The sequence below is a fragment of the Caldimonas sp. KR1-144 genome, from assembly GCF_049446155.1.
Lineage (GTDB): Bacteria > Pseudomonadota > Gammaproteobacteria > Burkholderiales > Burkholderiaceae_C > Rivibacter.
Genome location: NZ_JBMSEE010000001.1, coordinates 85,165 through 108,632 on the forward strand (window position 1 = coordinate 85,165; position 23,468 = coordinate 108,632).

At 67.5% G+C, this 23,468-nt stretch carries 23 protein-coding genes, 1 tRNA gene and 1 riboswitch; of the genes, 18 read left to right on the forward strand and 6 right to left on the reverse strand.

What is annotated here, in order from left to right; translation table 11 throughout:
- Nucleotides 1–4: 4 nt before the first annotated feature.
- From ACO2TI_RS00410 to ACO2TI_RS00430, 5 genes are all read right to left on the reverse strand, one after another.
- Nucleotides 5–1,435 carry a sodium:proton antiporter gene (locus ACO2TI_RS00410; RefSeq protein ID WP_423281427.1) on the reverse strand — a complete coding sequence of 477 codons (1,431 nt, stop codon included), beginning with the start codon at nucleotides 1,433–1,435 and terminating at the stop codon, nucleotides 5–7.
- 70 nt (nucleotides 1,436–1,505) lie between these two features.
- Nucleotides 1,506–2,423, reverse strand: coding sequence for a delta(1)-pyrroline-2-carboxylate reductase family protein (locus ACO2TI_RS00415; RefSeq protein WP_423281428.1), 918 nt, complete (start codon nucleotides 2,421–2,423; stop codon nucleotides 1,506–1,508).
- Complete coding sequence (locus tag ACO2TI_RS00420) at nucleotides 2,423–3,127, reverse strand: nitroreductase (protein ID WP_423281429.1); 705 nt, start codon at nucleotides 3,125–3,127, stop codon at nucleotides 2,423–2,425. The genes ACO2TI_RS00415 and ACO2TI_RS00420 overlap by 1 nt, the downstream gene beginning before the upstream one ends.
- 35 nt (nucleotides 3,128–3,162) lie before the next feature.
- Nucleotides 3,163–3,606 (reverse strand): acyl-CoA thioesterase, encoded by a 444-nt coding sequence (locus tag ACO2TI_RS00425; RefSeq protein WP_423281430.1) that lies wholly within the window; start codon nucleotides 3,604–3,606, stop codon nucleotides 3,163–3,165.
- Between the two features lie 11 nt (nucleotides 3,607–3,617).
- A complete protein-coding gene (locus ACO2TI_RS00430; RefSeq protein ID WP_423281431.1) occupies nucleotides 3,618–4,568 on the reverse strand; it encodes a histone deacetylase in 951 nt (316 codons plus the stop codon).
- A gap of 297 nt (nucleotides 4,569–4,865) precedes the next feature.
- Here ACO2TI_RS00430 and phaP point away from each other — a divergent pair, with 297 nt between their 5' ends.
- Nucleotides 4,866–5,414 (forward strand): TIGR01841 family phasin, encoded by a 549-nt coding sequence (phaP, locus tag ACO2TI_RS00435; protein ID WP_423281432.1) that lies wholly within the window; start codon nucleotides 4,866–4,868, stop codon nucleotides 5,412–5,414.
- Between the two features lie 241 nt (nucleotides 5,415–5,655).
- Here the strand turns inward: phaP and ACO2TI_RS00440 are convergent, their stop codons facing one another.
- Nucleotides 5,656–6,627, reverse strand: coding sequence for a patatin-like phospholipase family protein (locus ACO2TI_RS00440; protein ID WP_423281433.1), 972 nt, complete (start codon nucleotides 6,625–6,627; stop codon nucleotides 5,656–5,658).
- A gap of 116 nt (nucleotides 6,628–6,743) precedes the next feature.
- On the opposite strand from ACO2TI_RS00440, the gene ACO2TI_RS00445 reads away from it, so the two are divergent.
- The 17 genes from ACO2TI_RS00445 (at nucleotide 6,744) to ACO2TI_RS00525 (ending at nucleotide 23,457) form a co-directional block, all read left to right on the forward strand.
- Nucleotides 6,744–8,450 carry a nitrite/sulfite reductase gene (locus ACO2TI_RS00445; RefSeq protein ID WP_423281434.1) on the forward strand — a complete coding sequence of 569 codons (1,707 nt, stop codon included), beginning with the start codon at nucleotides 6,744–6,746 and terminating at the stop codon, nucleotides 8,448–8,450.
- A gap of 17 nt (nucleotides 8,451–8,467) precedes the next feature.
- Nucleotides 8,468–8,956, forward strand: a complete 489-nt coding sequence (locus tag ACO2TI_RS00450) for a DUF934 domain-containing protein (protein ID WP_423281435.1) — start codon at nucleotides 8,468–8,470, stop codon at nucleotides 8,954–8,956.
- 23 nt (nucleotides 8,957–8,979) lie between these two features.
- Complete coding sequence (locus tag ACO2TI_RS00455) at nucleotides 8,980–9,750, forward strand: phosphoadenylyl-sulfate reductase (protein WP_423281436.1); 771 nt, start codon at nucleotides 8,980–8,982, stop codon at nucleotides 9,748–9,750.
- Entirely contained in the window at nucleotides 9,747–10,727 is a 981-nt protein-coding gene (gene cysD / locus ACO2TI_RS00460) for a sulfate adenylyltransferase subunit CysD (RefSeq protein WP_423281437.1), read from the forward strand. The genes ACO2TI_RS00455 and cysD overlap by 4 nt, the downstream gene beginning before the upstream one ends.
- A complete protein-coding gene (locus ACO2TI_RS00465; RefSeq protein ID WP_423281438.1) occupies nucleotides 10,727–12,040 on the forward strand; it encodes a sulfate adenylyltransferase subunit 1 in 1,314 nt (437 codons plus the stop codon). Before cysD ends, ACO2TI_RS00465 begins: the two co-directional genes overlap by 1 nt.
- Nucleotides 12,037–12,816 (forward strand): uroporphyrinogen-III C-methyltransferase, encoded by a 780-nt coding sequence (gene cobA, locus ACO2TI_RS00470; RefSeq protein ID WP_423281439.1) that lies wholly within the window; start codon nucleotides 12,037–12,039, stop codon nucleotides 12,814–12,816. Before ACO2TI_RS00465 ends, cobA begins: the two co-directional genes overlap by 4 nt.
- A gap of 75 nt (nucleotides 12,817–12,891) precedes the next feature.
- Complete coding sequence (fdxA, locus tag ACO2TI_RS00475) at nucleotides 12,892–13,215, forward strand: ferredoxin FdxA (protein WP_423281440.1); 324 nt, start codon at nucleotides 12,892–12,894, stop codon at nucleotides 13,213–13,215.
- Between the two features lie 19 nt (nucleotides 13,216–13,234).
- On the forward strand, nucleotides 13,235–14,335 hold the full coding sequence (locus ACO2TI_RS00480; protein ID WP_423282131.1) for an NAD(P)/FAD-dependent oxidoreductase: 1,101 nt from the start codon (nucleotides 13,235–13,237) through the stop codon (nucleotides 14,333–14,335).
- Nucleotides 14,336–14,435: 100 nt separating this feature from the next.
- Nucleotides 14,436–14,539: riboswitch (TPP riboswitch) on the forward strand.
- 79 nt (nucleotides 14,540–14,618) lie between these two features.
- Entirely contained in the window at nucleotides 14,619–16,802 is a 2,184-nt protein-coding gene (locus tag ACO2TI_RS00485; protein WP_423281441.1) for a TonB-dependent siderophore receptor, read from the forward strand.
- A 36-nt stretch (nucleotides 16,803–16,838) separates the two neighbouring features.
- Nucleotides 16,839–16,914, forward strand: a tRNA-Asn gene (locus tag ACO2TI_RS00490).
- Between the two features lie 139 nt (nucleotides 16,915–17,053).
- Nucleotides 17,054–18,052, forward strand: a complete 999-nt coding sequence (locus ACO2TI_RS00495; RefSeq protein WP_423281443.1) for a tyrosine-type recombinase/integrase — start codon at nucleotides 17,054–17,056, stop codon at nucleotides 18,050–18,052.
- 458 nt (nucleotides 18,053–18,510) lie between these two features.
- Nucleotides 18,511–18,678 carry a hypothetical protein gene (locus ACO2TI_RS00500; protein WP_423281444.1) on the forward strand — a complete coding sequence of 56 codons (168 nt, stop codon included), beginning with the start codon at nucleotides 18,511–18,513 and terminating at the stop codon, nucleotides 18,676–18,678.
- Nucleotides 18,679–18,873: 195 nt separating this feature from the next.
- Complete coding sequence (locus tag ACO2TI_RS00505; RefSeq protein ID WP_423281445.1) at nucleotides 18,874–19,164, forward strand: transcriptional regulator; 291 nt, start codon at nucleotides 18,874–18,876, stop codon at nucleotides 19,162–19,164.
- Between the two features lie 157 nt (nucleotides 19,165–19,321).
- The gene (locus ACO2TI_RS00510) at nucleotides 19,322–20,452 is read left to right on the forward strand and encodes a PP2C family protein-serine/threonine phosphatase (RefSeq protein ID WP_423281446.1); all 1,131 of its coding nucleotides are present in this window, start codon (nucleotides 19,322–19,324) and stop codon (nucleotides 20,450–20,452) included.
- Between the two features lie 57 nt (nucleotides 20,453–20,509).
- Nucleotides 20,510–21,517 (forward strand): serine/threonine-protein kinase, encoded by a 1,008-nt coding sequence (locus ACO2TI_RS00515; protein WP_423281448.1) that lies wholly within the window; start codon nucleotides 20,510–20,512, stop codon nucleotides 21,515–21,517.
- The gene (locus ACO2TI_RS00520) at nucleotides 21,514–22,608 is read left to right on the forward strand and encodes a protein kinase domain-containing protein (protein ID WP_423281449.1); all 1,095 of its coding nucleotides are present in this window, start codon (nucleotides 21,514–21,516) and stop codon (nucleotides 22,606–22,608) included. The genes ACO2TI_RS00515 and ACO2TI_RS00520 overlap by 4 nt, the downstream gene beginning before the upstream one ends.
- Before the next feature lie 192 nt (nucleotides 22,609–22,800).
- Nucleotides 22,801–23,457 (forward strand): hypothetical protein, encoded by a 657-nt coding sequence (locus ACO2TI_RS00525; protein ID WP_423281450.1) that lies wholly within the window; start codon nucleotides 22,801–22,803, stop codon nucleotides 23,455–23,457.
- Nucleotides 23,458–23,468 lie beyond the last annotated feature (11 nt).

A 23,468-nucleotide genomic window follows, 5' to 3' on the forward strand; every position in this document is an offset into this window, starting at 1 on the left:
GAACTCAGCGGAACCAGATCAGCGTGATCGCCGCGAACAACGGCAGCAGGATCGCACAGCTCCATGCCATGTAGCCGAAGAAGCTGGGCATGCGCAGTCCGCGGTCCTCGGCGATCGCCTTGACCATCAGGTTGGGCGCGTTGCCGATGTAGCTGTTCGCGCCCATGAAGACCGAACCGGCCGACACGGCCGCCAGCACAGGCGCCAGCGTCGTCATCATGACCTGCGGATCGCCGCCGGCGAGATTGAAGAACACCAGGTAGGTCGGCGCGTTGTCGAGGAAGCTCGACAGCAGGCCCGAAGCCCAGAAGTACATCGCCGGGATCGGCTGCCCGTCGGGCGCGGTGACCATCGCGACCACCGGCGCGAAGGCGCCTTCGGCGCCCGCGCGCAGCATCGCGATCACCGGCGCGATGGTCAGGAAGATGCCGGCGAACAGCTTGGCGACTTCGACCATCGGCCCCCACGAGAACTGGTTGCGCTCGTGCACCATGGCCGGCGTGACCTTGAGCGAGACCAGCGTGATGGCCACCAGCGCCGCGTCGCGCACGAGCTGTTCGAGGCCGACGTGCGTGCCGGCGATCTCGAAGCTGCGGCCCGGCTTCCAGGTGCCGCTCATCAGCACCAGGCCCACGATGCCCAGCAGCAGCAGCAAGTTCGCCTTGCCCTCGATCGCGAAGCTGGGCGAGTCGGGCGTGGGGTCGATGCGGGTGACGCCTTCCTTGGCGAAGTAATGCCGATCGATCACATAGAAGATCGCCAGCAGCGCGGCGACGAGGAACAGCGTCTCGGGGAAGATGTGCTTGACGGTCCAGAAGAAATCCACGCCCTTCAGGAAGCCCAGGAACAGCGGCGGATCGCCCAGCGGCGTCAGCGAGCCGCCGGCATTGGAGACGATGAAGATGAAGAACACGACGACGTGCACCGCGTGCCTGCGGTTGTCGTTGGCGCGGATCAGCGGGCGGATCAGCAGCATCGACGCGCCGGTCGTGCCCATGAAGCTCGCCAGCAGCGCGCCGATCGCGAGCAGCCCGCAGTTGAAGCCGGGGCTGCCATGGAAGTTGCCGCGGATGTGAATGCCGCCGGCCACGGTGAACAGTGCCGTCAGCAGGATCACGAACGGCAGGTACTCCGCGAACAGTGCATGGACGAGCGTCGCGCCGGCCAGCGCCGGCCCGAACGCCGCCGCGCAAGGCAGCAGGAAGGCAAGCGCCCAGCCGGCGGTGATCTTGCCGTAGTGGTGGTGCCAGACGCGCAGCGCGAGCAGCGGCATCAGCGCGATCGACAGCAGCAGGCCGGCGAACGGCAGCCCCCACCAGCCGGCCATGCCCCGTCCGTCGAGCTCGGCGGCGTGGACCGTCAGCGGCTGCAGCGAGCAAGCCAGGGCGAGGCCGATGCCGGCCCACGCGCGCGCCGGCGTCGGGCGTGCACTCATGCAGGGATCTCCGTGTGATCGCGTGGCGCGACGCTGCGGTCGCGTCGCGTGCGGTGAAGGGCGGCGGATTCTAGGAGGCGCAGGCGACGTGCGCCGCCGCCAGGTCCCAGGCCGCCTGGCCGACCGTCTTGACCGCCACGCCCGGCCTCGACGGCCGCCGACCGGGGGCGTCGATCCAATCAGCCAGTTCGTCGACGCGCGACCAGTCGATACCGGCGCGCAGCAGGTCGCCGGCCTCGTGCCGCGCGCCGGTCAGGTCGTCGACGACGATGTCGCGCCGCGCCAGCAGCGCCGCCGGCAGCTCGGCCATGTGCGGCTTGAACGCACCGGCGCCGATCGCCAGCACGCCGTCGGGCAGGTCGTCGGGCAGCACCGGTTCGGTCGCGGTGGTCAGGCAGATCACGGCGTCGCCCTCGCCCAGCGCGGCCAGCGCGTCGAGCACCCCGGCATGGCCGTGGCAGTTGATCGTCAGCCCCTCGGCGCGCAGCGACTCGGCCAGCGCCGGGCCGGCGTCCGGGCGGCGCGCGGCCAGGTGCAGTTCACTCGCCAGCCCGGTCTCGGCCAGCATGCGTGCGTGCTCTATCGCCTGCGCGCCGGTGCCGATGATCGCCACCGCGCGCGGCGCGGCGAAGCGGCGCAGCGCCAGCAGGCTCACGCCGGCGGTGCGCCGCGCGGTGACGGTCGGGCCGTCGAGCAGCGCGAGCGACGCGCCGCTGGCGGCGTCGGTGACCAGCACCTGGCCGCGGATCGTCGGCAGGCCGCGCGAGGGATTGGCCGGATGCACCGTGATCAGCTTGCAAATCGCGAGCGTCGCGTCGGCCGCCGGCATCGCCAGGTAGGACGCGCCCTCGGCCAGCGGCAGCACGCTGCGCTCGGGCGCGTGCAGAGTGCCGGCGCGGCGCGCGCGCATCGCCTGCGCCAACGCGCCCAGCAGCACCGCGGCCGGCAGCCGCGCGCGCGTGGCGTCGGGATCCAGGACTTCGAGCATCAGGCGTCGTGGAAAGTGGTGAAGCCCGCGACCGGCTCGCGCGGATTGACGAGGCCGTTCTCCACCGCCGAGTGATCCGCGTAGCCCAGCGCCATGCCGCACACGACGATCTGCGACTCGGGGATATTCAGCTCGCGCTCGATGATGCGGTGGAAGGGGTTGAAGGCCGCCTGCGGACAGGTGTCGAGCCCGCGCGCGCGCGCCGCGACCATGATGTTCTGCAGGAACATGCCGTAATCGAGCCAGCTGCCCTGCTCCAGGATGCGGTCGATCACGAAGATGAAGCCGACCGGCGCATCGAAGAACTTGTAGTTGCGCCCGTGCTGGTCGTGCATGCGGTTCTTGTCGCCCTTGCCGATGCCCAGCAGCCCGTACAGGCTCCAGCCGTTGGCGCGACGGCGGTCGATGTAGGGCGAGACCCACTGGCGCGGGTAGTAGGCGTACTCCTCGGTGTGCTCGGGCGCCGACTCGGGGTCGTCGTAGGCCTCGAGGATGGCCTGCGACAGGCGCGCCAGCGCTGCGCCCGTCAGCACGTGCACCTTCCAGGGCTGCGTGTTGCTGCCGGAGGGCGCTTTCGAGGCCACGCGCAGGATCTCCTCGATCGTTTCGCGCGGCACCGGCGTGGGCAGGAAGGCGCGGATCGAGCGGCGCGACTCGATCGCGGCATCGACGCTCGCGGGATCCTGGATGACGGTGTCGGGCACGGTGCGGTCTCCTTGTTTCGTGTGTGGGTTGCGGCTCAGGCCAGCGCCTCAAGCGCCGCGCGCAGCGCCGCGGGCAGCGGCACCGGGCGCCGCGTCGCGCGGTCGACGTAGACGTGGACGAAGTGGCCGTGCGCGGCGCTGTCGGATGCGCCCTGCGCGAACAGGCCGATCTCGTAGCGCACGCTGGAGCGGCCGATGCTCGCGACGCGGATGCCGGCCTCGACGACCTGCGGGAACGCCAGCGGCGCGAAGTAGCGGCACTGCGTCTCGACCACCAGGCCGATCACCTCGGAGCGTTCGATGTCCAGCGCGCCGGCCTCGACCAGGTAGGCGTTCACCGCGGTGTCGAAGTAGCTGTAGTAGACGACGTTGTTGACGTGGCCGTAGACGTCGTTGTCCATCCAGCGCGTGGGCACGTCTCGAAAGCGGCGGAAGTCTGCGCGCGGTCGCGGCTGCGGTCGTGAGGTGGGCTCGCTCATGCGGACGATTATCAGGACGCGAGCGCAAGCCGCGCTGTCGCCCAGGCGGCGTGGCTCGCCGCGGCTTCGCGCCAGGTGGCGAGCTGCAGTGCCACCGTCTCCTCGATGCGCTGGCCGTAGCCGCCGCCCATGGCCAGCGCGACGGGGACGCCGCGCTCGCGGCAGGCCGCGAACACGCGCCGGTCGCGCTCGGCGAGGCCGGCGGCGCTGAGCTTGAGCCGGCCCAGTCGGTCGTGCTCGTGCGCATCGGCGCCGGCAAGGTAGAACACCAGGCCGGGCAGCGCGCCGGTGTGAGCCGACCACAGGCGATCGAGCGCGGCGTCGAGCGCCTCGAGATAGGCCGCGTCGCCGGTGCCGTCGGGCAGCTCGACGTCGAGGTCGCTCGCCTCCTTGCGGAACGGGAAGTTCTTCGCGCCGTGCAGCGACAGCGTGTACACGGTCGGGTCGTCGCGGAAGATCGCGGCCGTGCCGTTGCCCTGGTGCACGTCGAGGTCGATCACGGCGACGCGCAGCAGCGCACGGCGCGTTCGGTGCCATTCGGCTTGCATCAGGCGCGCGGCCACCGCGATGTCGTTGAAGACGCAGTAGCCCGAGCCCCGATCGGCGTACGCGTGGTGCGTGCCCCCGGCCAGATTGCCGGCCACGCCCTCGGCCAGCGCGGTGCGCGCGGCCTGGATCGTCGCGCCGACCGACCGTCGCGAGCGCTCCACCATCGCGACCGACCACGGGAAGCCGATCTCGCGCTGCTGCGCGGCCGAGAGCCGGCCTTGCGAGACGTCGTCGACGTAGGCCGGCGCATGGGCCAGGGCCAGCTCGCCGTCGCTGGCCGGCTGCGCGACCGTGAGGCGCACTTGCGGCAGCTCGCGCTCGATCGCATCGCGCAACAGCCGGTACTTCGGCATCGGAAAACGATGCCCCGGCGGCAGGGGCAGGACGAAGTGATCGCTGTAGAAGCCCTGCATGCGCCGGCATTGTGCAGGGGCACCGTCCCTGACGTCGGGGGCACCGCCGCTGTGCGGCCGACACGCGGCTGTCATGGCGCGGCGCGAGCATGGCGCTGCGCCGCAGCAACGCGCAGCCTCGGCACGCTTCTTGAAGCGTGCGTTTTCCGGGCTGCTAGAGGATGCCCTCCATTTTGATGCACCGCAACAAAATGAGCTTGCAACCCGTCTGGCGACCCGTATACTTCGGTTCATGCTGCAGCGCACAAATCACTGCGCTGCACCGAATCCCTCGTCCACCACTTCTGGAGATCGCCCATGCTGACCGCCGAACAGATCCTGGCCGCCCACAAGGCCAATGTCGAAACCCTCTTCGGGCTCACCACCAAGGCCTTCGAAGGCGTGGAGAAGCTCGTCGAACTGAACCTGCAAGTCGCCAAGGCCGGCTTCGGCGAAGCCGCCGAGCACGCCAAGGCTTCGCTGTCCGTCAAGGACGCGCAGGAACTGCTGGCCCTGCAAGCCGGCCTGCTGCAACCGGCCGCCGAAAAGGCCGCCGCCTACAGCCGTCACCTCTACGAGATCGCCTCGGCCACCAATGCCGAAGTGAGCAAGATCGCCGAAGGCCAGTTCGCCGAAGCGCAGAAGAAGTTCGTCGCGCTGGTCGACAGCGCCGCCAAGAACGCGCCGGCCGGCACCGAGAACGCCGTCGCGCTGGTGAAGTCGGCCGTGGCCGCTGCCAACAACGCGCTGGAGAGCGTGCACAAGGCCGCCAAGCAGGCCCAGGACGTCGCCGAAGCCAACTTCCAGGCGATCAGCACCTCGGCCGCCAAGGCGACCGCCGCCGCGACCAAGGCGCGCCGCGCCTGACGCATCGCGCCGCTCGGCGGCGCCCCCTCGCCTGACAACAGGCCCACGCCGGCGGCGCTTCGCAGTTCTTTGCGCAGCGCCGCTTGAACTTTGGGGCCACCTGCCCATCTGAGAGATGCTGCCGCGCTGCGGCAGCCTCCCTTGAAAGGTTGTCTCCTCGGTACCTCCGAACATGGGTTCCAGGTACCTTCGGCCCGAGCCTCGCGCTCGGGCTTTTTTCTGGGCGCTCGCCCGACGCTCGTCAGCGGGTCTTGGCCGCGATGCGCGAGCGCAGCTCCGGCAAGGCCGCCAGCGCCGCCTCGCGGCCGAGCTGGATCGAACGCCGCCGCGCCGTGAAGTCGGCACCCGACATGCCGTTGAGCTTGGGCCGCAGCACCACGTCGGCCTCGCGCAGCTCCCAGCGATTGAGGCTGCGCCCCATGATCGCGAAGGTCTGCAGCAGCATGCGCAGCGCGTCGCCGGTCGGCTGGCCTTCGGGTGCCGAGGAGATGTCGACCGCGATCACCAGCTCGGCGCCCATCTCGCGAGCAAAGCGCACTGGCACCGGCGACACCAGGCCGCCGTCGACGTATTCGCGGCTGCCGATGCGCACCGGCTGGAACACCGCCGGCACCGCGCTCGACGCGCGCACCGCGACGCCCGGGTCGCCGCGGCGAAACAGGATCGGCTCGCCGCTTTCGAGATCGGTCGCGACGATGCCCAGCGGGATCTTCATCGTCTCCAGGCGCCGGTTCTCGGTGTGCTCGCGCACGTAGCGCGCCAGCGCTTCGCCGCGCAGCAGGCCACGGCCCGGGTAGCTCCAGTCGGCGAAGACCGACTCGTCCATGTGCTCGGCCAGCGAACCGAGCTCGACGCCGCTCTTGCCGGAAGCCCACATCGCCGCCACCAGGCTGCCGGCCGAGGTGCCGACCACGAGGTCGCAGGCGATGCCCTGCTCTTCCAGCACCTGGATGACGCCGACATGCGCGAAGCCGCGCGCCGCGCCGCCACCCAGCGCGAGGCCGATGCGCGGTGGCCGCGGGGGTGGCGGTGGTGGTGGCGCGGGAGCGGGCGGCGGCGGGGGGGGCGGCGGGCTCTCGACGGGCGCCGAGATCGGGGGTGGCGACGGGGGCGCGGTGGCGCAGCCAGCCAGGGCGAGTCCGCCCGCGAGCCCGAACTGCAGCCAGCGACGCCGCCCGATGAAGTCAGGATTCGGGACGGAAGACGGGCTCATCGGGCCGGATTGTCTCAGCCGCCATATTCCAGCCCACGATAAGCAAGTCACTTATCTGTTGTTCTCATTTCTATAGCTGATTCTTACAGTCCGCGGACCACATCCTCGCGACCGCGATGTACCAGTACACCGACTTCGACCGCCAGTTCGTGCATCAACGGGCCGCCCAGTACCGTGACCAGCTGGAGCGCCACCTCGGTGGCGAGCTGAGCACCGACGACTTCCGCCCGCTGCGCCTGCAAAACGGCTGGTACATCCAGCGCCACGCGCCAATGCTGCGCGTGGCCGTGCCCTACGGCGAGCTCTCGAGCCGACAGTTGCGGCAGCTCGGGCGCATCGCGCGCGAGTTCGACCGCGGCTACGGCCACTTCACGACGCGCCAGAACCTGCAATACAACTGGATCCCGCTCGAGCGCAGCGCCGAGGTGATGGAAGCGCTGGCCGCCGTCGACATGCACGGCATCCAGACCAGCGGCAACTGCATCCGCAACATCACCAGCGACGCGTTCGCCGGCATCGCGCCCGACGAGCTGGTCGATCCGCGCCCCTACTGCGAAATCCTGCGCCAGTGGTCGACGCTGCACCCCGAGTTCGCCTTCCTGCCGCGCAAGTTCAAGATCGCGGTGACCGGCGCCGAGGAAGACCGCGCGGCGATCGGCTGGCACGACATCGGCCTGCAACTGCGCAAGAACGCGGCGGGCGAGGTCGGCTTCAAGGTGCTGGCCGGCGGCGGCATGGGCCGCACGCCGATCATCGGCACGGTGATGAGCGAGTTTGTGCCGTGGCAGCGCATCCTCGTGTTCATCGAGGCGATCGTGCGTGTCTACAACCGCTACGGCCGCCGCGACAACATGTACAAGGCGCGCATCAAGATCCTCGTCAAGGCCGAGGGCCAGAAGTTCGTCGACGCGGTCAATGCCGAGTACGAGGCCATCCTCAAGCATGACGTCGACGGCGAGGCGCAGATCGTTCCGCAGTCCGAGTTCGACCGCGTCGCGGCCAGCTTCGTGGTGCCGGCCGGCGTCGCGGCTCGCCAAGGTAGCGGGGACGGCGCGCCGGCCGATGCGCCGCCGGCCTACCGGCGCTGGCTCGAACGCAACGTGCATGCACATCGGCTGGCAGGCTACCGCGCGGTCACGTTGTCGCTCAAGCGCGCCGGCCAGGCGCCGGGCGACGCGACCGACGCCCAGATGGACGCCGCCGCCGACCTGGCCGACCGCTTCAGCCACGGCGAGCTGCGCGTCTCGCACGACCAGAACCTGGTGCTGCCGTGGGTGCTGGAGAGCGACCTCTTCGCGCTGTGGCAAGCCGCGCGCGACAACAGCTTCGCGACGCCCAACATCGGCTTCCTGACCGACATGATCGCTTGCCCGGGCGGCGACTTCTGCGGGCTGGCGAACGCGCGCTCGATCCCGGTGGCCGCGCAGATCACCGAGCGCTTCGAAGACCTCGACGAGCTGTACGACATCGGCGACATCGACCTGCACATCAGCGGCTGCATCAACTCCTGCGGCCACCACCACAGCGGCCACATCGGCATCCTCGGCGTCGACAAGGACGGCGCCGAGTGGTACCAGGTCACGCTGGGCGGCTCCGACGGCTCAACGCTGTCGGGCGCGGCCACGCCGGGCAAGGTCATCGGCCCGTCGTTCGCGGCCGACGAGATCGCCGACGTCATCGAGGCGGTGATCGACACCTACCGCGGTCAGCGCAGCGGCGCCTCCGAGCGCTTCATCGACACCGTGCGGCGCGTCGGCATCGACCCGTTCAAGGCCGCCGCCAACGCCGTGCGCCGCTCCACCGCGCCGGCCCACGCCGCCTGAGAAGCTGGAGTCCCATCATGAAGTTCATCGATGCCGCTCATGACCCGTGGCGCCTGGTCGGCGGCGAAGACGGCCCGCCGGTGAAGATCGCGCCGCGCCCCAACCTGCTGCTGACGCTGGCGCAATGGCAGGCCGCCCGCGCGCATTGGCCGGCGGGCACGCCGGTCGGCGTGATCGTGCCGAACGACGTCGACATCGAGGACATCGCCGACGACCTGAAGAGCCTCGCGCTCGTCGTGCTGCAGTTCCCGAAGTGGACCGACGGCCGCGCCTACAGCCAGGCGCGCCTGCTGCGCGCACGCTTGCGCTTCGCGGGCGAGATCCGCGCCACCGGCGACGTGGTGGTTGACATGGCGCCGCTGCTTGCGCGCACCGGCTTCGACGCCGCACAGCTGCGCGCCGACCAGAAGCGCGAGAGCGCCGAACGCGCACTGCGCTTCTTCCCCGCCGGCCACTACCAGGCCGACGTGACCGAGCACCAGCCGCGCTACGCGCGCAGCGCCTGACCCACAACGCCACGACCAACGCGATGAGCGCCATCGACCTCTACGCGCGCGCCGGCGCCGATTTCGAAGCCAAGCTCGAACGCACGCTCGCGCGCCTGCGCGAGGCTGCGACGTCGCATGCCGGGCGCATCGTGCAAGCCACCAGCCTCGGCGTCGAGGACATGGTCGTCACCGACCTGCTCGCGCGCCTGGCCAAGGAAGAGAACCTGCACGTCGCGATCGGCACGCTCGAGACCGGCAAGCTGCATCCGCAGACGGTCGAGCTGATCGGCCGCATCGAGCAGCGCTACGGCCTCGCGGTGGAGGTCTACCGCCCCAAGGACAGCGCGGTGATCGAGTTCGTTCAGCGCAACGGCGAGGACGCGATGTTCCGCAGCATCGAGCTGCGCAAGGGCTGCTGCGGCATCCGCAAGCTCGAGCCGCTCGCGCGCATGCTGGCCAATCGCAGCGCCTGGATCACGGGCCTGCGCCGCGAGCAAAGCGACGCACGCGGCGAGGTGCCCTTCGAGGACCGCGACGACGCCGGGCGCGCCAAGTTCAACCCGCTGGCCGACTGGACCTGGGGCGAGGTCTGGCACTACGTGGCCACGCACCAGGTGCCCTACAACCCGCTGCACGACGAGTTCATGCCCAGCATTGGCTGCGCGCCCTGCACGCGCGCGATCGCGGTGGGCGAGCCGTTCCGCGCCGGCCGCTGGTGGTGGGAAGACGAGGCCGCCAAGGAGTGCGGGCTGCACGTCAAGCATGACGAAGAAGACGCGCCCGCCGTGTCACTGATCGGAGACCGCGCATGAATGCGCCCGTGAACCTCGACCGGCTGCTGCCGGAGCTTGACCACCGCCACCTCGACGCGCTCGAGGAAGAGGCCATCTTCATCCTGCGCGAGGTCGCGGCCAGCTTCGAGCGCCCGGCGCTGCTGTTCTCGGGCGGCAAGGATTCCTGCGTCGTGCTGCGCCTGGCCGAGAAGGCGTTCAAGCAGCGCAACGCCGAGGCCTTTGCGGCCGGCGACCTGAACCGCTTCGACGGCACCCTGCCCTTCCCGCTGCTGCACGTCGACACCGGCCACAACTTCCCCGAGGTGATCGAGTTCCGCGACCGGCGCGTTGCCGAGATGGGCGAGCGGCTCGTCGTCGGCCACCTTGAAGACTCGATCAAGCGCGGCACCGTGCGCCTGGCTCACCCGCTCGAATCCCGCAACGGCCACCAGACGGTGACCCTGCTCGAGGCGATCGAGGAGAACCGCTTCGACTGCCTGATCGGCGGCGCGCGGCGCGACGAGGAGAAGGCGCGCGCCAAGGAGCGCATCTTCAGCCACCGCGACTCGTTCGGGCAGTGGCAGCCCAAGGAGCAGCGCCCGGAGCTGTGGACCTTGTTCAACACGCGCATCCGCCCGGGCGAGCACTTCCGCGCCTTCCCCATCAGCAACTGGACCGAGCTCGACGTCTGGCTCTACATCGCGCGCGAGCAGATTCCGCTGCCCGGCCTGTACTACGCGCACGAGCGCCCGGTGATCCGCCGCAAGGGCCTGCTGGTGCCGCTGACCGAAGTGACGCCGCCTGAAGCGGGCGAGACGGTCGAGACGGCGACCGTGCGATTCCGCACCGTCGGCGACATGACCTGCACCTGCCCAGTGGAAAGCGACGCGGCCGACGCCGCCGACATCGTCGCCGAGACGCTCACCGTCACGGTGAGCGAGCGCGGCGCGACGCGCATGGACGATCGCACCTCGGACGCCTCGATGGAGCGCCGCAAGAAGGAAGGCTATTTCTGATGAGTGCCGTGCTCCAGCAAATCGACACCGCGCCGGTCGACACCGGCGCCCAGACGCACCGCGCACTGCGCTTCCTCACCGCCGGCTCGGTCGACGACGGCAAGTCCACGCTGATCGGCCGCCTGCTGTTCGACAGCCGCGCGATCCTGGCCGACCAGCTCGACGCGCTGGAGCGCCGTGCCGCCGGCAGCGCGATCGACCTCTCGCTGCTCACCGACGGCCTCGAGGCCGAGCGCGAGCAAGGCATCACGATCGACGTCGCCTACCGCTACTTCGCAACGCGCCAGCGCAAATTCATCATCGCCGACGCACCGGGCCACGAGCAGTACACGCGCAACATGGTCACCGCCGCGGCCGGCAGCGACGCCGCGGTGGTGCTGGTCGACATCACCAAGCTCGACTGGCGCCAGCAGCCGGTGAAGCTGCTGCCGCAGACGCGCCGCCATGCCCTGCTCGCGCAGCTGCTGCGCGTGCCCAGCATCGTGTTCGCGGTCAACAAGCTCGACGCGATCGACGCCGAAGCGCGCGCCGCGTTCGACGCCGTGCGCGCCTCGCTCGAGGCCTTTGCCGCGCAGGCCGGCATCGAGGTCGCCGGCATCGTGCCGGTCTCCGCGCTGCGCGGCGACAACGTCACGGCCGCCTCGCCGGTGTGGACGTGGTACGCCGGCCCGACGCTGCTGGAGCTGTTGCACGCGTTGCCGGCTGCCGACGAACGCCACGACGGCGCGCTGTCGGTCCCGGTGCAATACGTCGCCAAGATCGGCGACGGCGCCAACCCGAAGCGCATCTTCTGGGGCCGCATCGCGCACGGCCGCGTGCGCGTCGGCGACACCGTGCAGGTCTTCCCCAGCGGCCAGCAGGCCCAGGTGGCCGAGCTGCGCCGCGCCGGCGAGCCGGTCGACGTGGTCGAGGCCGGCCAGTCCGCCGGCCTGGTGCTCGACCGCGAGCTCGACATCTCGCGCGGCGACTGGTTCTCCACGCCTGGCACGCTCGGCTCGACGCAGCGCTTCACCGCCACGCTGGCCTGGCTGGACACCGAAGCCGCGCAGATCGGGCGCAAGTACTGGGTGCGCCACGGCCACCGCTGGGTGCAGGCGCGCATCACCGCGATCGACAGCCGGCGCGACATCCACACGCTCGAAGACCACGAAGCGCACGAACTCGGCGTCAACGAGATCGGCCGCGTGCAGATCGAGACCCAGGCGCCGCTGCCGGTGGAGGCATACCTCGAAAACCGCGTCGGCGGCGCGCTGATCGTGGTCGACCCGGCCAGCAATCGCACGAGCGGCGCGCTGCTCGTGAGCCAGGCATGAAGCTTCACCCCGTCGTCTTCATCGGTGCCGGCCCGGGCGCGGCCGACCTGATCACGCTGCGCGGCGTGCGCCGCCTTGCCGAAGCCGAGGTCGTGCTGTTCGACGCGCTGGCCGACGACGCCTCGCTGCGCGCCTTCGCGCCGCATGCCGAGTGGATCGACGTGGGCAAGCGAGGCTTCTGCGATGCCGTGGGCCAGACGCGCATCAACGCGCTGATCGTCAGGCATGCCCTGGCGGGCCGGCGCGTCGTGCGCCTCAAGGGCGGCGACCCGAGCGTGTTCGGGCGGCTCGAAGAGGAGCTCGAGGCGCTGGCGGCGGCCGGCTTGTCGGCCGAGGTGGTGCCTGGCGTCACCGCGGCGCTGGCGGCAGCGGCGCAATCTCAACGCCCGCTCACGCGCCGCGGGCGCGGCCGCAGCGTCAGCCTGACGACGGCCATGACGCGCGACGGCGAACTGCACGGCTCGCGCAGCGCCGACACCGAGGTGTTCTACATGGCCGGCCGCCAGCTCGCCGCGCTCTCGCGCCGCCTGCAAGCCAGCGGCTGGCCCGTCGACGCGCCGGTGTGCGTGGTCTCGCGCGCCGGCTGCGTCGACGCGCTGACGAGCTCGCACCGCCTCGATATGCTCGCGCAGGCCAGCGTCCTGCACGCCGGCCGCCCGACGGTGGTCACGGTGGGCGTCGGCGCCGCGCCGGTCGCTGCCCGCGCGGCCTCGGTTCCTGATGCAACGCAAGACCCCTCGCCGAGACAGTGCCTTCGGCTCGTCAAGCCGGCGTGACCCCGTAAAATCCCGAAGTTTCGCGCCGATGTCGGCGCTGCTTCATCCACGCGCCACTGAAGTCGCCACCGAGCCATGACCCACGTCGTCACCGAATCCTGCATCCGCTGCAAGTACACCGATTGCGTCGACGTCTGCCCGGTGGATTGCTTCCGTGAAGGGCCGAACTTCCTCACGATCGACCCGGACGAGTGCATCGACTGCGCGGTCTGCATCCCCGAGTGCCCGGTCAACGCGATCGTGCCCGAGGAAGACGTCCCGGGCGACCAGCAGCACATGATCGGGCTCAACGCCGAACTGGCGAAGAAGTGGCCCAGCATCACCAAGCGCAAGCCGGCGCTGCCCGATGCCGACGAGTGGAAAGACAAGACCGGCAAGCTCTCGGAACTGATCCGCTGACGCTTTGCCCCAACGCATGATGGAACCTCAAATCAACGCTGAAGTGGCCAAGACGGCCGTGAGCCACGACGGTCCGATCGAGACCGATGCCGTCATCGTCGGCGCGGGCCCGGTGGGCTTGTTCCAGGTGTTCGAGCTCGGCTTGCTCGAGGTCAAGGCGCACATCATCGACTCGCTCGCCTATCCCGGCGGCCAGTGCATCGAGCTGTATCCGGACAAGCCGATCTACGACATTCCGGCCGTGCCGGTGTGCACCGGCAAGGAGCTCACCGACAACCTGCTCAAGCAGATCGAGCCGTTCGGCGCGACCTTCCACCTCGGCCAGGAAGTGACCGTGGTTCAGAAGCAGGATGACGGCCGCTTCTACGTCGAGACCAGCAAGGGCACGCGCTTTCTGAGCAAGACCATCTTCATCGCCGGCGGCGTGGGCTCGTTCCAGCCGCGCACGCTGAAGGTCGACGGGCTCGAGAAGTTCGACGGCTCGCAGCTGTTCTACCGCGTCAAGAACCCGGCGCAGTTCGCGGGCAAGAACATCGTCATCGTCGGCGGCGGCGATTCGGCGCTCGATTGGGCGCTGAACTTCGCGCAGGACGGCCCCAACAAGGCCGAGAGCGTGATCCTCGTGCATCGCCGCGACGGCTTCCGCGCCGCGCCCGCCAGCGTGGCCAAGATGAAGGAGCTGTGCGACGCCTACGAGATGCAGTTCATCGTCGGCCAGGTCACCGGCTACGAGGAGCAGGACGGCAAGCTCACCGGCGCCAAGGTCACCGGCGGCGACGGCGTCACGCGCGTCGTGCCGCTGGACATGCTGCTGGTGTTCTTCGGCCTGAGCCCCAAGCTCGGTCCGATCGCCGAGTGGAGCCTGAACATCGAGCGCAAGCAGCTCGTCGTCGACACCGAGAAGTTCGAGACCAACATCCCGGGCATCTTCGCGGTGGGCGACATCAACACCTATCCGGGCAAGAAGAAGCTGATCCTGTCGGGCTTCCACGAGGCCGCGCTCGCCGCGTTCGGCGCCGCGCCGTACATCTTCCCCGAGAAGCGCATCCACCTGCAGTACACGACCACCAGCCCGAAGCTGCACAAGGTGCTGGGCGTCGAGACGCCGGTGTTCGACTGAGCACGGCGCGCCTCGCGCATCGGATGGACCGGCCCGCCTCGTGCGGGCCGTTTGCATTCATCGCTGCGCCATAATCGCTGTGCGACGCGCATTGGGCGCGTCGCCTCGCTAGGGGTGTTGGGCCGTCGTCGACGGCCCGACTGAGAGAGTCCCTTTGAACCTGACTGAGGTAATCCTCGCGCAGGGAAGCGTCATGGCCACGAAGCCGAAGGCACGCCGTTCAGGCAGTCTTGCCCTCGGACCGTTCGCTGCAGCGCCCACCTGCCATCGAACGGATCCGACGATGGCATCTCGATCTCGCTTTCATTTCCCGTTGACCCGACGCCGCGTGCCCGCGGCCTGCGCGCTGTTGTGCGTCGCTCTCGCTGCGCAGGCACAGACCGCCGACACGGCGCCGACGACGACGCTGCCGACCGTGAGCGTGCGCGCCCAGGGCAGCCTGCCTGCATCCGACATCGCCGGCTTCGGCGACGTGCCCGTCGCGCGACTGCCGATCGCCGTCACCAGCGTCGGCCAGGCCGAGCTCAAAGACCGCGGCTCCAACGACCTGCGCGACCTCACGCGCCTCGACGCCAGCGTCTCCGACGCCTACAACAGCGTGGGCTACTGGAGCCAGCTGACGGTGCGCGGCTACGTGATCGACCTGCGCAGCAACCTGCGCCGAGACGGTCTGCCGATCAGCGGCGAGACGGTGCTGATGCTCGACAACAAGAGCCGCGTCGAGCTGCTCAAGGGCATCAGCGGCATGCAGTCGGGCGTCAGCGCGCCGGGCGGCCTGGTCAACCTGGTCGTCAAGCGCCCCGATGCCGATGTGCGCGCCGCGAGCCTCGAGCTGCGCGGCGCCGGCAACGTGATGGGCACGGTCGACTGGTCGACGCGCTTCGGCAACGAACGCAGCTTCGGCCTGCGCGTCAATGCGACCGCCGAGCGGCTCGATCCCGAGCTGCACGATGCGCGCGGCCGTCGCCACCTGCTCGCCGTGGCCGGCGACTGGCGCATCTCGCCCGACACGCTGCTCGAGGCCGAACTCGAGACCACGCATCAGAGCCAACCCAGCCAGCCGGGCTTCAGCCTGCTCGGCGACCGCGTGCCGAGCGCGAAGTCGATCGATCCGCGGCTCAACCTGAACAACCAGCCGTGGAGCCTGCCGGTCGTGTGGGATGCCGACACCGCGAGCCTGCGCTGGCAGCAGCGCCTGGCGGGCGAGTGGCGCGCGCAGGCGCAGTTCGTGACGCAGCGCCTGAAGGACGACGACCGCGTCGCGTTCCCGTTCGGTTGCAGCGCCGAGGGCAACTTCGACCGCTACTGCAGCGACGGCAGCTTCGACTTCTACGACTACCGCAGCGAGAACGAGCGGCGCCGCAACGACGCGTGGGACCTGAACCTCGCCGGCCGCCTTGCCACCGCCGCGCTGAACCACCAGCTGCGCTTCGGCGTGCAGGGACTGCGCTATGAGGCGCGATTCCAGAAGCAGGCGTTCAATTTCGTGAACGAGCCGGGCCGCATCGACGGCTCCGCCGTCACGACACCCCAGCCGCTGGCCGACGACGACAGCACCAACCGCGACGAGCGCCGCACCGAGTTCTACGCCAACGACGCGATCCAGCTCGGCGCCGGCGTCGGCCTGTGGCTTGGCGTTCGCCATACGCGGCTCGAGCGACAGAGCGTCACCACCTCGGGCACCGAGCCGACCGACTACGACGACAGCTTCACGACACCGTGGATCGCGGCGAGCTGGCAGCTCAGCGAGCCGCTGATGGCCTATGCGAGCTGGGGCCAGGGCGTGGAGTCCGATGTGGCGCCGAACCGCCCGGGCGTGTACGGCAATGCCGGCCAGCCGCTGCCTGCGGCCAAGAGCCGCCAAAGCGAGATCGGACTGAAGTTCGAGCAGCAGGACCTGCGCTGGGCGCTCGCAGCCTTTGACATCCGGCGCCCGGTCTACGGCGACCTGGGCGAGTGCGCGGACGCCGATCCCAGCGATTGCAGACGCGGCCTCGACGGTGCCGCACGCCATCGAGGCATCGAAGCCAGCGCCGAGAAGCGCTTCGGCGCGTGGACGCTCGCAGGCAGCGCGATGTGGCTGCGCGCGCGACGCGAGGACTCGGTCAACGCATCGCTGAACGACACGCGACCGACCAACGTGCCGGCGCGCAGCGCGCGCGTCCTCGTCGGCCACGAGCTGCGGGCGCTGCCGGGCCTGAATCTCTTTGCCGCGCTCAGCGCCGAGAGCGATCGGACCTTGATCCCGGGCAACGATGCGCTCACGGTGCCCAGCTGGGCGCGCTGGGACATCGGCGCCATCTACACGCAGCGCCTGCAAGGCGGCCAGCGACTCGTCTGGCGCGCCGGCGTCGACAACCTGGCCGACCGCCGCGCCTGGCAGGAGTCGCCCTACCAGTTCGGCCACGTCTACCTCTACCCGATGGCAGCGCGCACCTGGCGGCTCGCATTGCAGGCGGACTTGTGAGGCCTCAAAAACTTCCCATATAATGTGAGGCTCTGTTCCCCGATAGCTCAGTCGGTAGAGCGCCGGACTGTTAATCCGTAGGTCCCTGGTTCGAGCCCAGGTCGGGGAGCCACAGAAAACCGAAGAAGATCAAAGGCTTGCACGTGAGTGCAGGCCTTTTTTCTTTGGCCGGAGCCGGGATATTCGGCTTTTGCCACAAATTTGCCACTGCACAAGACTGGCGACCTCACTCACCAAGGAGGTCAGCCATCGTGGCAAGCATCAGTAAGCGCGGGAAGTACTGGCGGGCGCAGATCGTCCGCCGGGGCTATCCGCCCCAGTACCGTTCGTTCGACACCCGAGCCGAGGCCGAAGCATGGGGGCGCAGCCTTGAGGCCGAGATGGACCGAGGCACGTTCGTCTCACGGGTGGATGCAGAGCGCACGACGCTCGCGGAGGCGCTTGAACGGTACGAGAAGGAGATCTCGAGCCAGAAGCACCATCCTGAGCAGGATAAGCAGCGCATCCGCAAGTGGCAGCAGCATCCCCTCGCCTACCGATTCCTGGCGCAGCTGCGCGGCGCCGACTTCGCGCGCTACCGGGACGATCGCCTCGCCCTTGGTCGAGCTCAGAACACGGTCCGCCTCGAACTGGCCCTCATCAGCCATCTCTTCGAGATCGCTCGCAAGGAGTGGGGCATGGAAGGCCTTGCCAACCCCCTCGCCAACATTCGGAAGCCCAGTGGGTCTACCGAGCGGGATCGCCGGCTGCGTCCCGGCGAGTACGAAAGGCTCGCAGAGGCGCTTGCGGCGTCGCCGAACATCTGGGCCCGCCCTGCCTTCGATCTGGCGATCGAGACTTCACTGCGCCAGGGCATGCTCTTCGAACTGAGGTGGGAATGGGTCGACCTGGAGAGGCGGACCATCACGATCCCGCTGAAGTTCAGGTGCAAGGGCAACAAGGGTGTGCCGGCCGCAGTGCCTCTCTCGTCCCGGGCTGTCGAGACGCTGCGCTCCATGCCCCGATCGCTGGATGGGCGTGTTCTTGCCACGACTCAGAACGCGGTCGTGTGCGTCTGGAAGAAGACTCTCCGCCGACTCGGGATGACGAACTTGCGTTGGCACGATCTCAGGCACGAAGCGGCCTCGCGCTTGTTCGAGAAGGGATTGAACCCGATGGAAGTGGCATCGATCACGGGGCACAAGAACCTCAACATGCTGCGCCGGTACACGCATCTGGAGACTTCCGCACTGGCGCTCAAGCTGGGCTAACGCCCAGCGCGAATGCAACCAGTGCCAGCCTCCCGGCTACGCCCTTCACCGCTCTCTGACTGAAGCTGAACCATGAACTCATTGACACCCACCGTCTCGCCATTGCGGCAACGCATGATCGACGGAATGTGCATGCGCAAGTTCAACAGTTCAACGGCAAGACCCACGCCCTCTACATCCGCGCCGTGCGCAGCCTCCCTTGCGCTTCACCAGGGCACCGCCCTTGGCCCTTGGACTAGCCGTTCTACCCAGCCGACCGGCGTGACGCGGGCCGGATCGCCCAGTGCGACCACACCACACAACTGGCCACTCGCGTCAGGGGGCATAGCCTTTGGCCGAGACCTTCCAGGGGTCAGGGCTCAGGGCGCGCAGCGCTTGGCACCTGGCCGTCCATGGCGGCGATGCCCCGCCCCTCTTCGTCCGCTTGCTCAGTGGTAACATATATGCTACCAATAGCCATGCTGGATGTACGCGGGTACTTGGAAGATGATGGCACCAGTCTCTTTGCAGAGTGGTTCACGGCCGTGGACGCCACGACGGCGGCCAAGATCACGGTCGTCCTCGCGCGCATCGAGCAAGGCAACCCGTCCAACATCAAAGGCGTCGGGGAAGATGTACTGGAGTAGGGGCTGGACTCCGGGCCGGGCTACCGTGTGTGTTTCGGCCGTGACGGCGACGTGGTGATCATCCTGTTGGCCGGCGGGACGAAGAAGCGGCAGCGGCGCGACATCGAGGCCGCGGAGGCGCGTTGGGCGGCCTCCGAGCGACATAGACGATCAGGTACGTGAATCATGGCTCTGACACGAGACTTCAAGGAAACGGTGCTGGCGCGTGTCCAAGCCGACCCGAAATTCCGCGATGCCCTGCTCAAGGAAGGCATCGAGACCATGCTCTCCGGTGATGTGGACACCGGCAAGGCGATCCTGCGTGACTACATCAAGGCGACGGTCGGCTTCGAACAGCTCGGCGTCGAGGTCGGCTCATCGCCCAAGAGCCTGATCCGCATGTTCGGCCCGACTGGCAACCCGCAGGCGCGCAATCTGTTCAGCGTCATCAGTCACCTGCAGCGCCATGCCGGGCTCACCCTGCATGTGACGGCGCGGTCGCACTGACAGCGCGCGGAAGAGCTTGCGCCGCAATCTGAAAATTGAGATGGCGTGAGACCATGAAACGGGTCGAATATGTCAGCGACAAGACATCATTGCGCTTCAGCTCGGGGCGGCATCGCATCCAATCGACGCTAAGCGCTAGAGAAGGGACACCTTTGCAATGACACCTGTGTGGAGCGATAGCGCGGCACGCCTTACCTCTTGGTTCCAGCGAAAGACATTCCCTAGCGCCGTCCGACGCATCGCTGCGTTTCCAGCGGCGCTTGCGAGCGACGTGGGGTTGAAGCGCGATGAGAACCAAGATCGTGTCGCAATCGGTCGGGGGACCTGCGGCCAGAATCAGCCGTATGTGTTGGCAGCCCTGAGTGATGGCATTGGAGGCATGAAGGACGGTGCCGCCTGTGCAGCCACGACTCTCGGCACTCTGTTCGCTTGTTTTTTCGAATTGGCGCGGCCAGGAGAGCCGCCAGAACGAACCCTCGAGGCGGCCGTCCGCGCCGCCAACTCGACCATCTTCAGCAAGCTGTCCGGCAAGGGTGGCGCAACGCTCTCCGCCCTCTTGCTATGCGAAGGTATCGCCTATACCGTCAATGTCGGCGACAGCAGGATCTACAAGTACTCGAATGGTCAACTCACCCAATTGACTGTTGACGACACTATTGCCGGGCAACTGGGGCACAAAGTGGAGGCCGACATGGGCTCCAACCTGCTTCAGTTTGTCGGCATAGGCAACCCGCTCGAAGTCAACGTCACTCAACTACCGTTCGCTCATGAAGACGCGCTGCTGCTCACATCGGACGGGGTGCACTATCTAGATCAGAGCTGGATTGCGACCCTCATCGCCAATTCGTCCGACCCTGGCACAGCGTTGCGGCGACTTACGGAAACTGCCAAGTGGTGTGGTGGCCACGACAACGCTAGCGCTGCTTTTGTCCTTCCACAGTTGACATTGCAGGAGCTGGCTGACGGCGACGATGACCATGACGCTACCTGTGGAATTTGGGATCCGTTCGGCGAACTTCATCTACTGCTAAACCGCGCGCGACCCGGGCAGTCCTCAGCGCCAGTACAGCCAGTTGAGTCCAATCGTTCTGATCGAGAAGTTGGCCGCAGCACACCAGCGCCGGAGCCCGCTTTCACTGACGTTCAGAAAGCGCCACGAAGCAAACGCAAGCGAGAAAAGAAGGCTAAGGCCCCGGCGCAGCGAAGTATCGAGGAACCACTAGAGCCTGGTCAGGACAAGCCAAAGGCTCCGCAGCTCAAGATCGAGTTCCCTCAGAAAGCAGACTGAACTATGCGCACACTGCCTGCTCGCTACGTGCCAACCGGCCCTGCCGCGCATGGCGGGATGAGTTCGGTCGTCTTCTGCCAGGACTCCATCCTGGAGCGCCCGGTTGCCGTGAAGTTTCTTCAGGACGGCACGCATGGACGCAGGATGGCCGACGAGTTGGCAGCACTTCTGAAGATGCGGTCAAAGCATGTCGTGCAGATCTACGACATCTGCCGGTTTCCTGACGACTGCATCGGCATCATTCAGGAGTTTGTGGACGGCCCAGACTTGCTGGAAAGCTTTGCGGCACCTGCAAGCGCAAGTTCGTATTACAAGCAGCTCTGGCAGATTGCAGCAGGAATCAGCGACATCCACGCCGTTGGGGTGATCCATCGTGATATCAAGCCCAACAATATGAAGGTCGACGCTGAAGGTGTCATCAAGATCTTCGACTTTGGCCTGGCGCGCGATACAGGGCCGGCGGCGGCAACTGTTGGCTTCGTGGGCACGCCTGGCTTCGCCGCTCCGGAGCTGTATGCCACTACTGCCACGTTCACTCCGGCTGTTGATGTCTACGCATTCGGCATAACAGCTCTCTTCCTCGCCACAGGATCTCTCCCGGCTGAGCTGACGGCCTTTCCGCCGCGCCCGTTGGCGGCAGGCTACTTCGGGGCACTCGGCCTCGGGCTCGGAGCCGAAGTGATCCGCTTGCTCGACGGCTGCATAGCGCCTACAGCCGCCGCGCGCCCGCCGATGTCAGCCGTTCGTGACGCGCTGGCACGCCATCTGTTGTTTGACAAGCATCAGGCCCTTGTGGTGTTTCGAGGACGGCCGTCATACCTCAATTCCGGCAACCGCAACATCGCGCTCGATCTTCCATCCGTTGGCCGTGTCGAGATCTCGTATGACGGCCTCATCTTCCGCGTCACCGCCGTTACCGGAGAGGTGTTCATCAACAACAGCACGGTGACGGCCGGACAGGCGTTGCCCGGTTGCTGCGTCGTCGCGCTTGGCTCGCAGGCACGGCGCGCGACTGAGCGAGCCTTTATCACCTTTGACCTTTCGCACCCGGAGATCGTTCTATGAGCGGCCCGCACAAGCCTGGAGACGTAATCGGCGACCGGTACGAGATACACGCCGACATTGGTGAGGGGGGCATGCAGTTCGTCTACGCGGCGTTCGATCGCCTAATCGGACGCATGGTTGCGCTAAAGACGCCCAAGAACAGTTCCGCTACGAAGCGGTTCAAGCGCAGCGCGATTGTGGCGGCGAAGGTCAATCACCCAAACGTCGCGAAGACCCTCGACTATGTTCGCGGCCCCGGCGAGAGTCGATATCTCATTGAGGAGCTGATCGACGGGCAAGACCTGCAGGATGCCTTGCTTCGCCGAGCGGGCTGTCTTGACCCGTATTCCGCTGCAAAGGTCTTCCACTACCTAGCAAAGGGTGTCGCAGCGGCACACCACGCCGGCGTTGTGCATCGCGACCTCAAGCCAACAAATGTCATGGTGGTCGGCGGCTACTCGTTGGCGGAGATTAAGGTCACAGACTTCGGCATTGCGAAGATGGCCGACGAGGAACTCGCGGAAGCTGCTGAAGGTGGCAGCTCCACGATGACGACATCACAGACCGCTGTCGGCGCACTACCCTACATGGCTCCGGAGGCCATTGAAACTCCACGCAGCGTTGGTCCCCCCGCCGACATTTGGTCAATCGGAGCGATGATGTACCACCTGCTAACTGGCAGCCCTCCGTTCGGGACGGGCCTAGCAGCCGTCCGGAAGATTCTCGAGGCGACGCCGCCGCCCATGCCGCGCTTTATGACTTCGAACCCCCAGTTCGCACCGTTGGCCCAGGAACTCGCGGAGATCGTTCTGGCCTGCTTGCAGAAGGATCCCAGTGCGCGCCCGACCGCCGACGACATTGTGGCCCGTTGCGGCAGCCTTTGCTATTCGATTGACCCACGCGACGAGGGCACCGTTCATCGAATCGAATATGGAGCCTGGGGATTCATATCTCGGGACGGCGGCCCCGACGTCTTCTTCCACACTTCGAGCGTCTATGGGCCGCGCGCCGCGCAGGTTGGGGCGTCTGTGGTGTTCGCCTCCTATCTGGGAGGAGGCGCCCATCGAGCCCATCCAGTCGTGGTAATCGACGGCCCTCCTGCTGCACCCTAGCTGCAGCCGTGCGCATTCGGGAACCGGCTGCACCCGTGAGCCGATGCAGATAACTTTGGGTTGCGTAGCTGAACCCGCGAGGGGAGCGATAGTCACCGTGAACGCTTCTAACCCGCCGCTCAAGAGCGAAAGAGCCCATGAGCAACCAGTAGTGCCGCGATTGCGGCCGGTCCCATCGTCACCCAGGCGAGCATGTGCGTCGCCTTGCGGTACGGCGGCATGAGCATCCGCTCACCACATCGGGATGCGCTGCGCATCCTGTTTATTCTCAAGGCGGGCGGCAGCCCCGTCGAACCACCCGCTGCGGACATCGCTCTCATCTTCAAGGGCGAAGCGCGTCTGCAGGCGTTCGACTTCTGGATGCGAAACCCTGACTACCTCGCCGCGGAACTGGTCGACCTCTATCTGGGTACGAAGGAAGACACCTACTTCGATGCGGCGCAAGCGATTCTGGATGACGACGAACCTGATCTTCGGCGCGTTCCTATGGTTCGATATTTCTTTGGCGCGTACGAGCGACTGGACGACGCCCTTTCGCTGCTTCGTTCTCGTGATCTGGTCCGTATCACGGGCCTGAAAGGCGTCAACAACAAAGTCTTCGAAACAGACTTCATTCTCACTAAAGCCGGCCACGACACCTGCGCCACTGCTGTGTCGCAAGAGCCAGTCCTCCAGTGGTATGCGGACAGAGCACAACTTGTCGCCAAGGTTGCGGGAGGCTTGGGCGGAACGGCTCTGAAGCAGAAGCAGTACCAACGCGCCACCTACGCAGAAACGAAATTGGGCGGAATCATCCCGGCAATCACCGAAGACGTGCGACGGCGCATAGCGCAACTGCAATCCAAATGACAGTGCGAAGT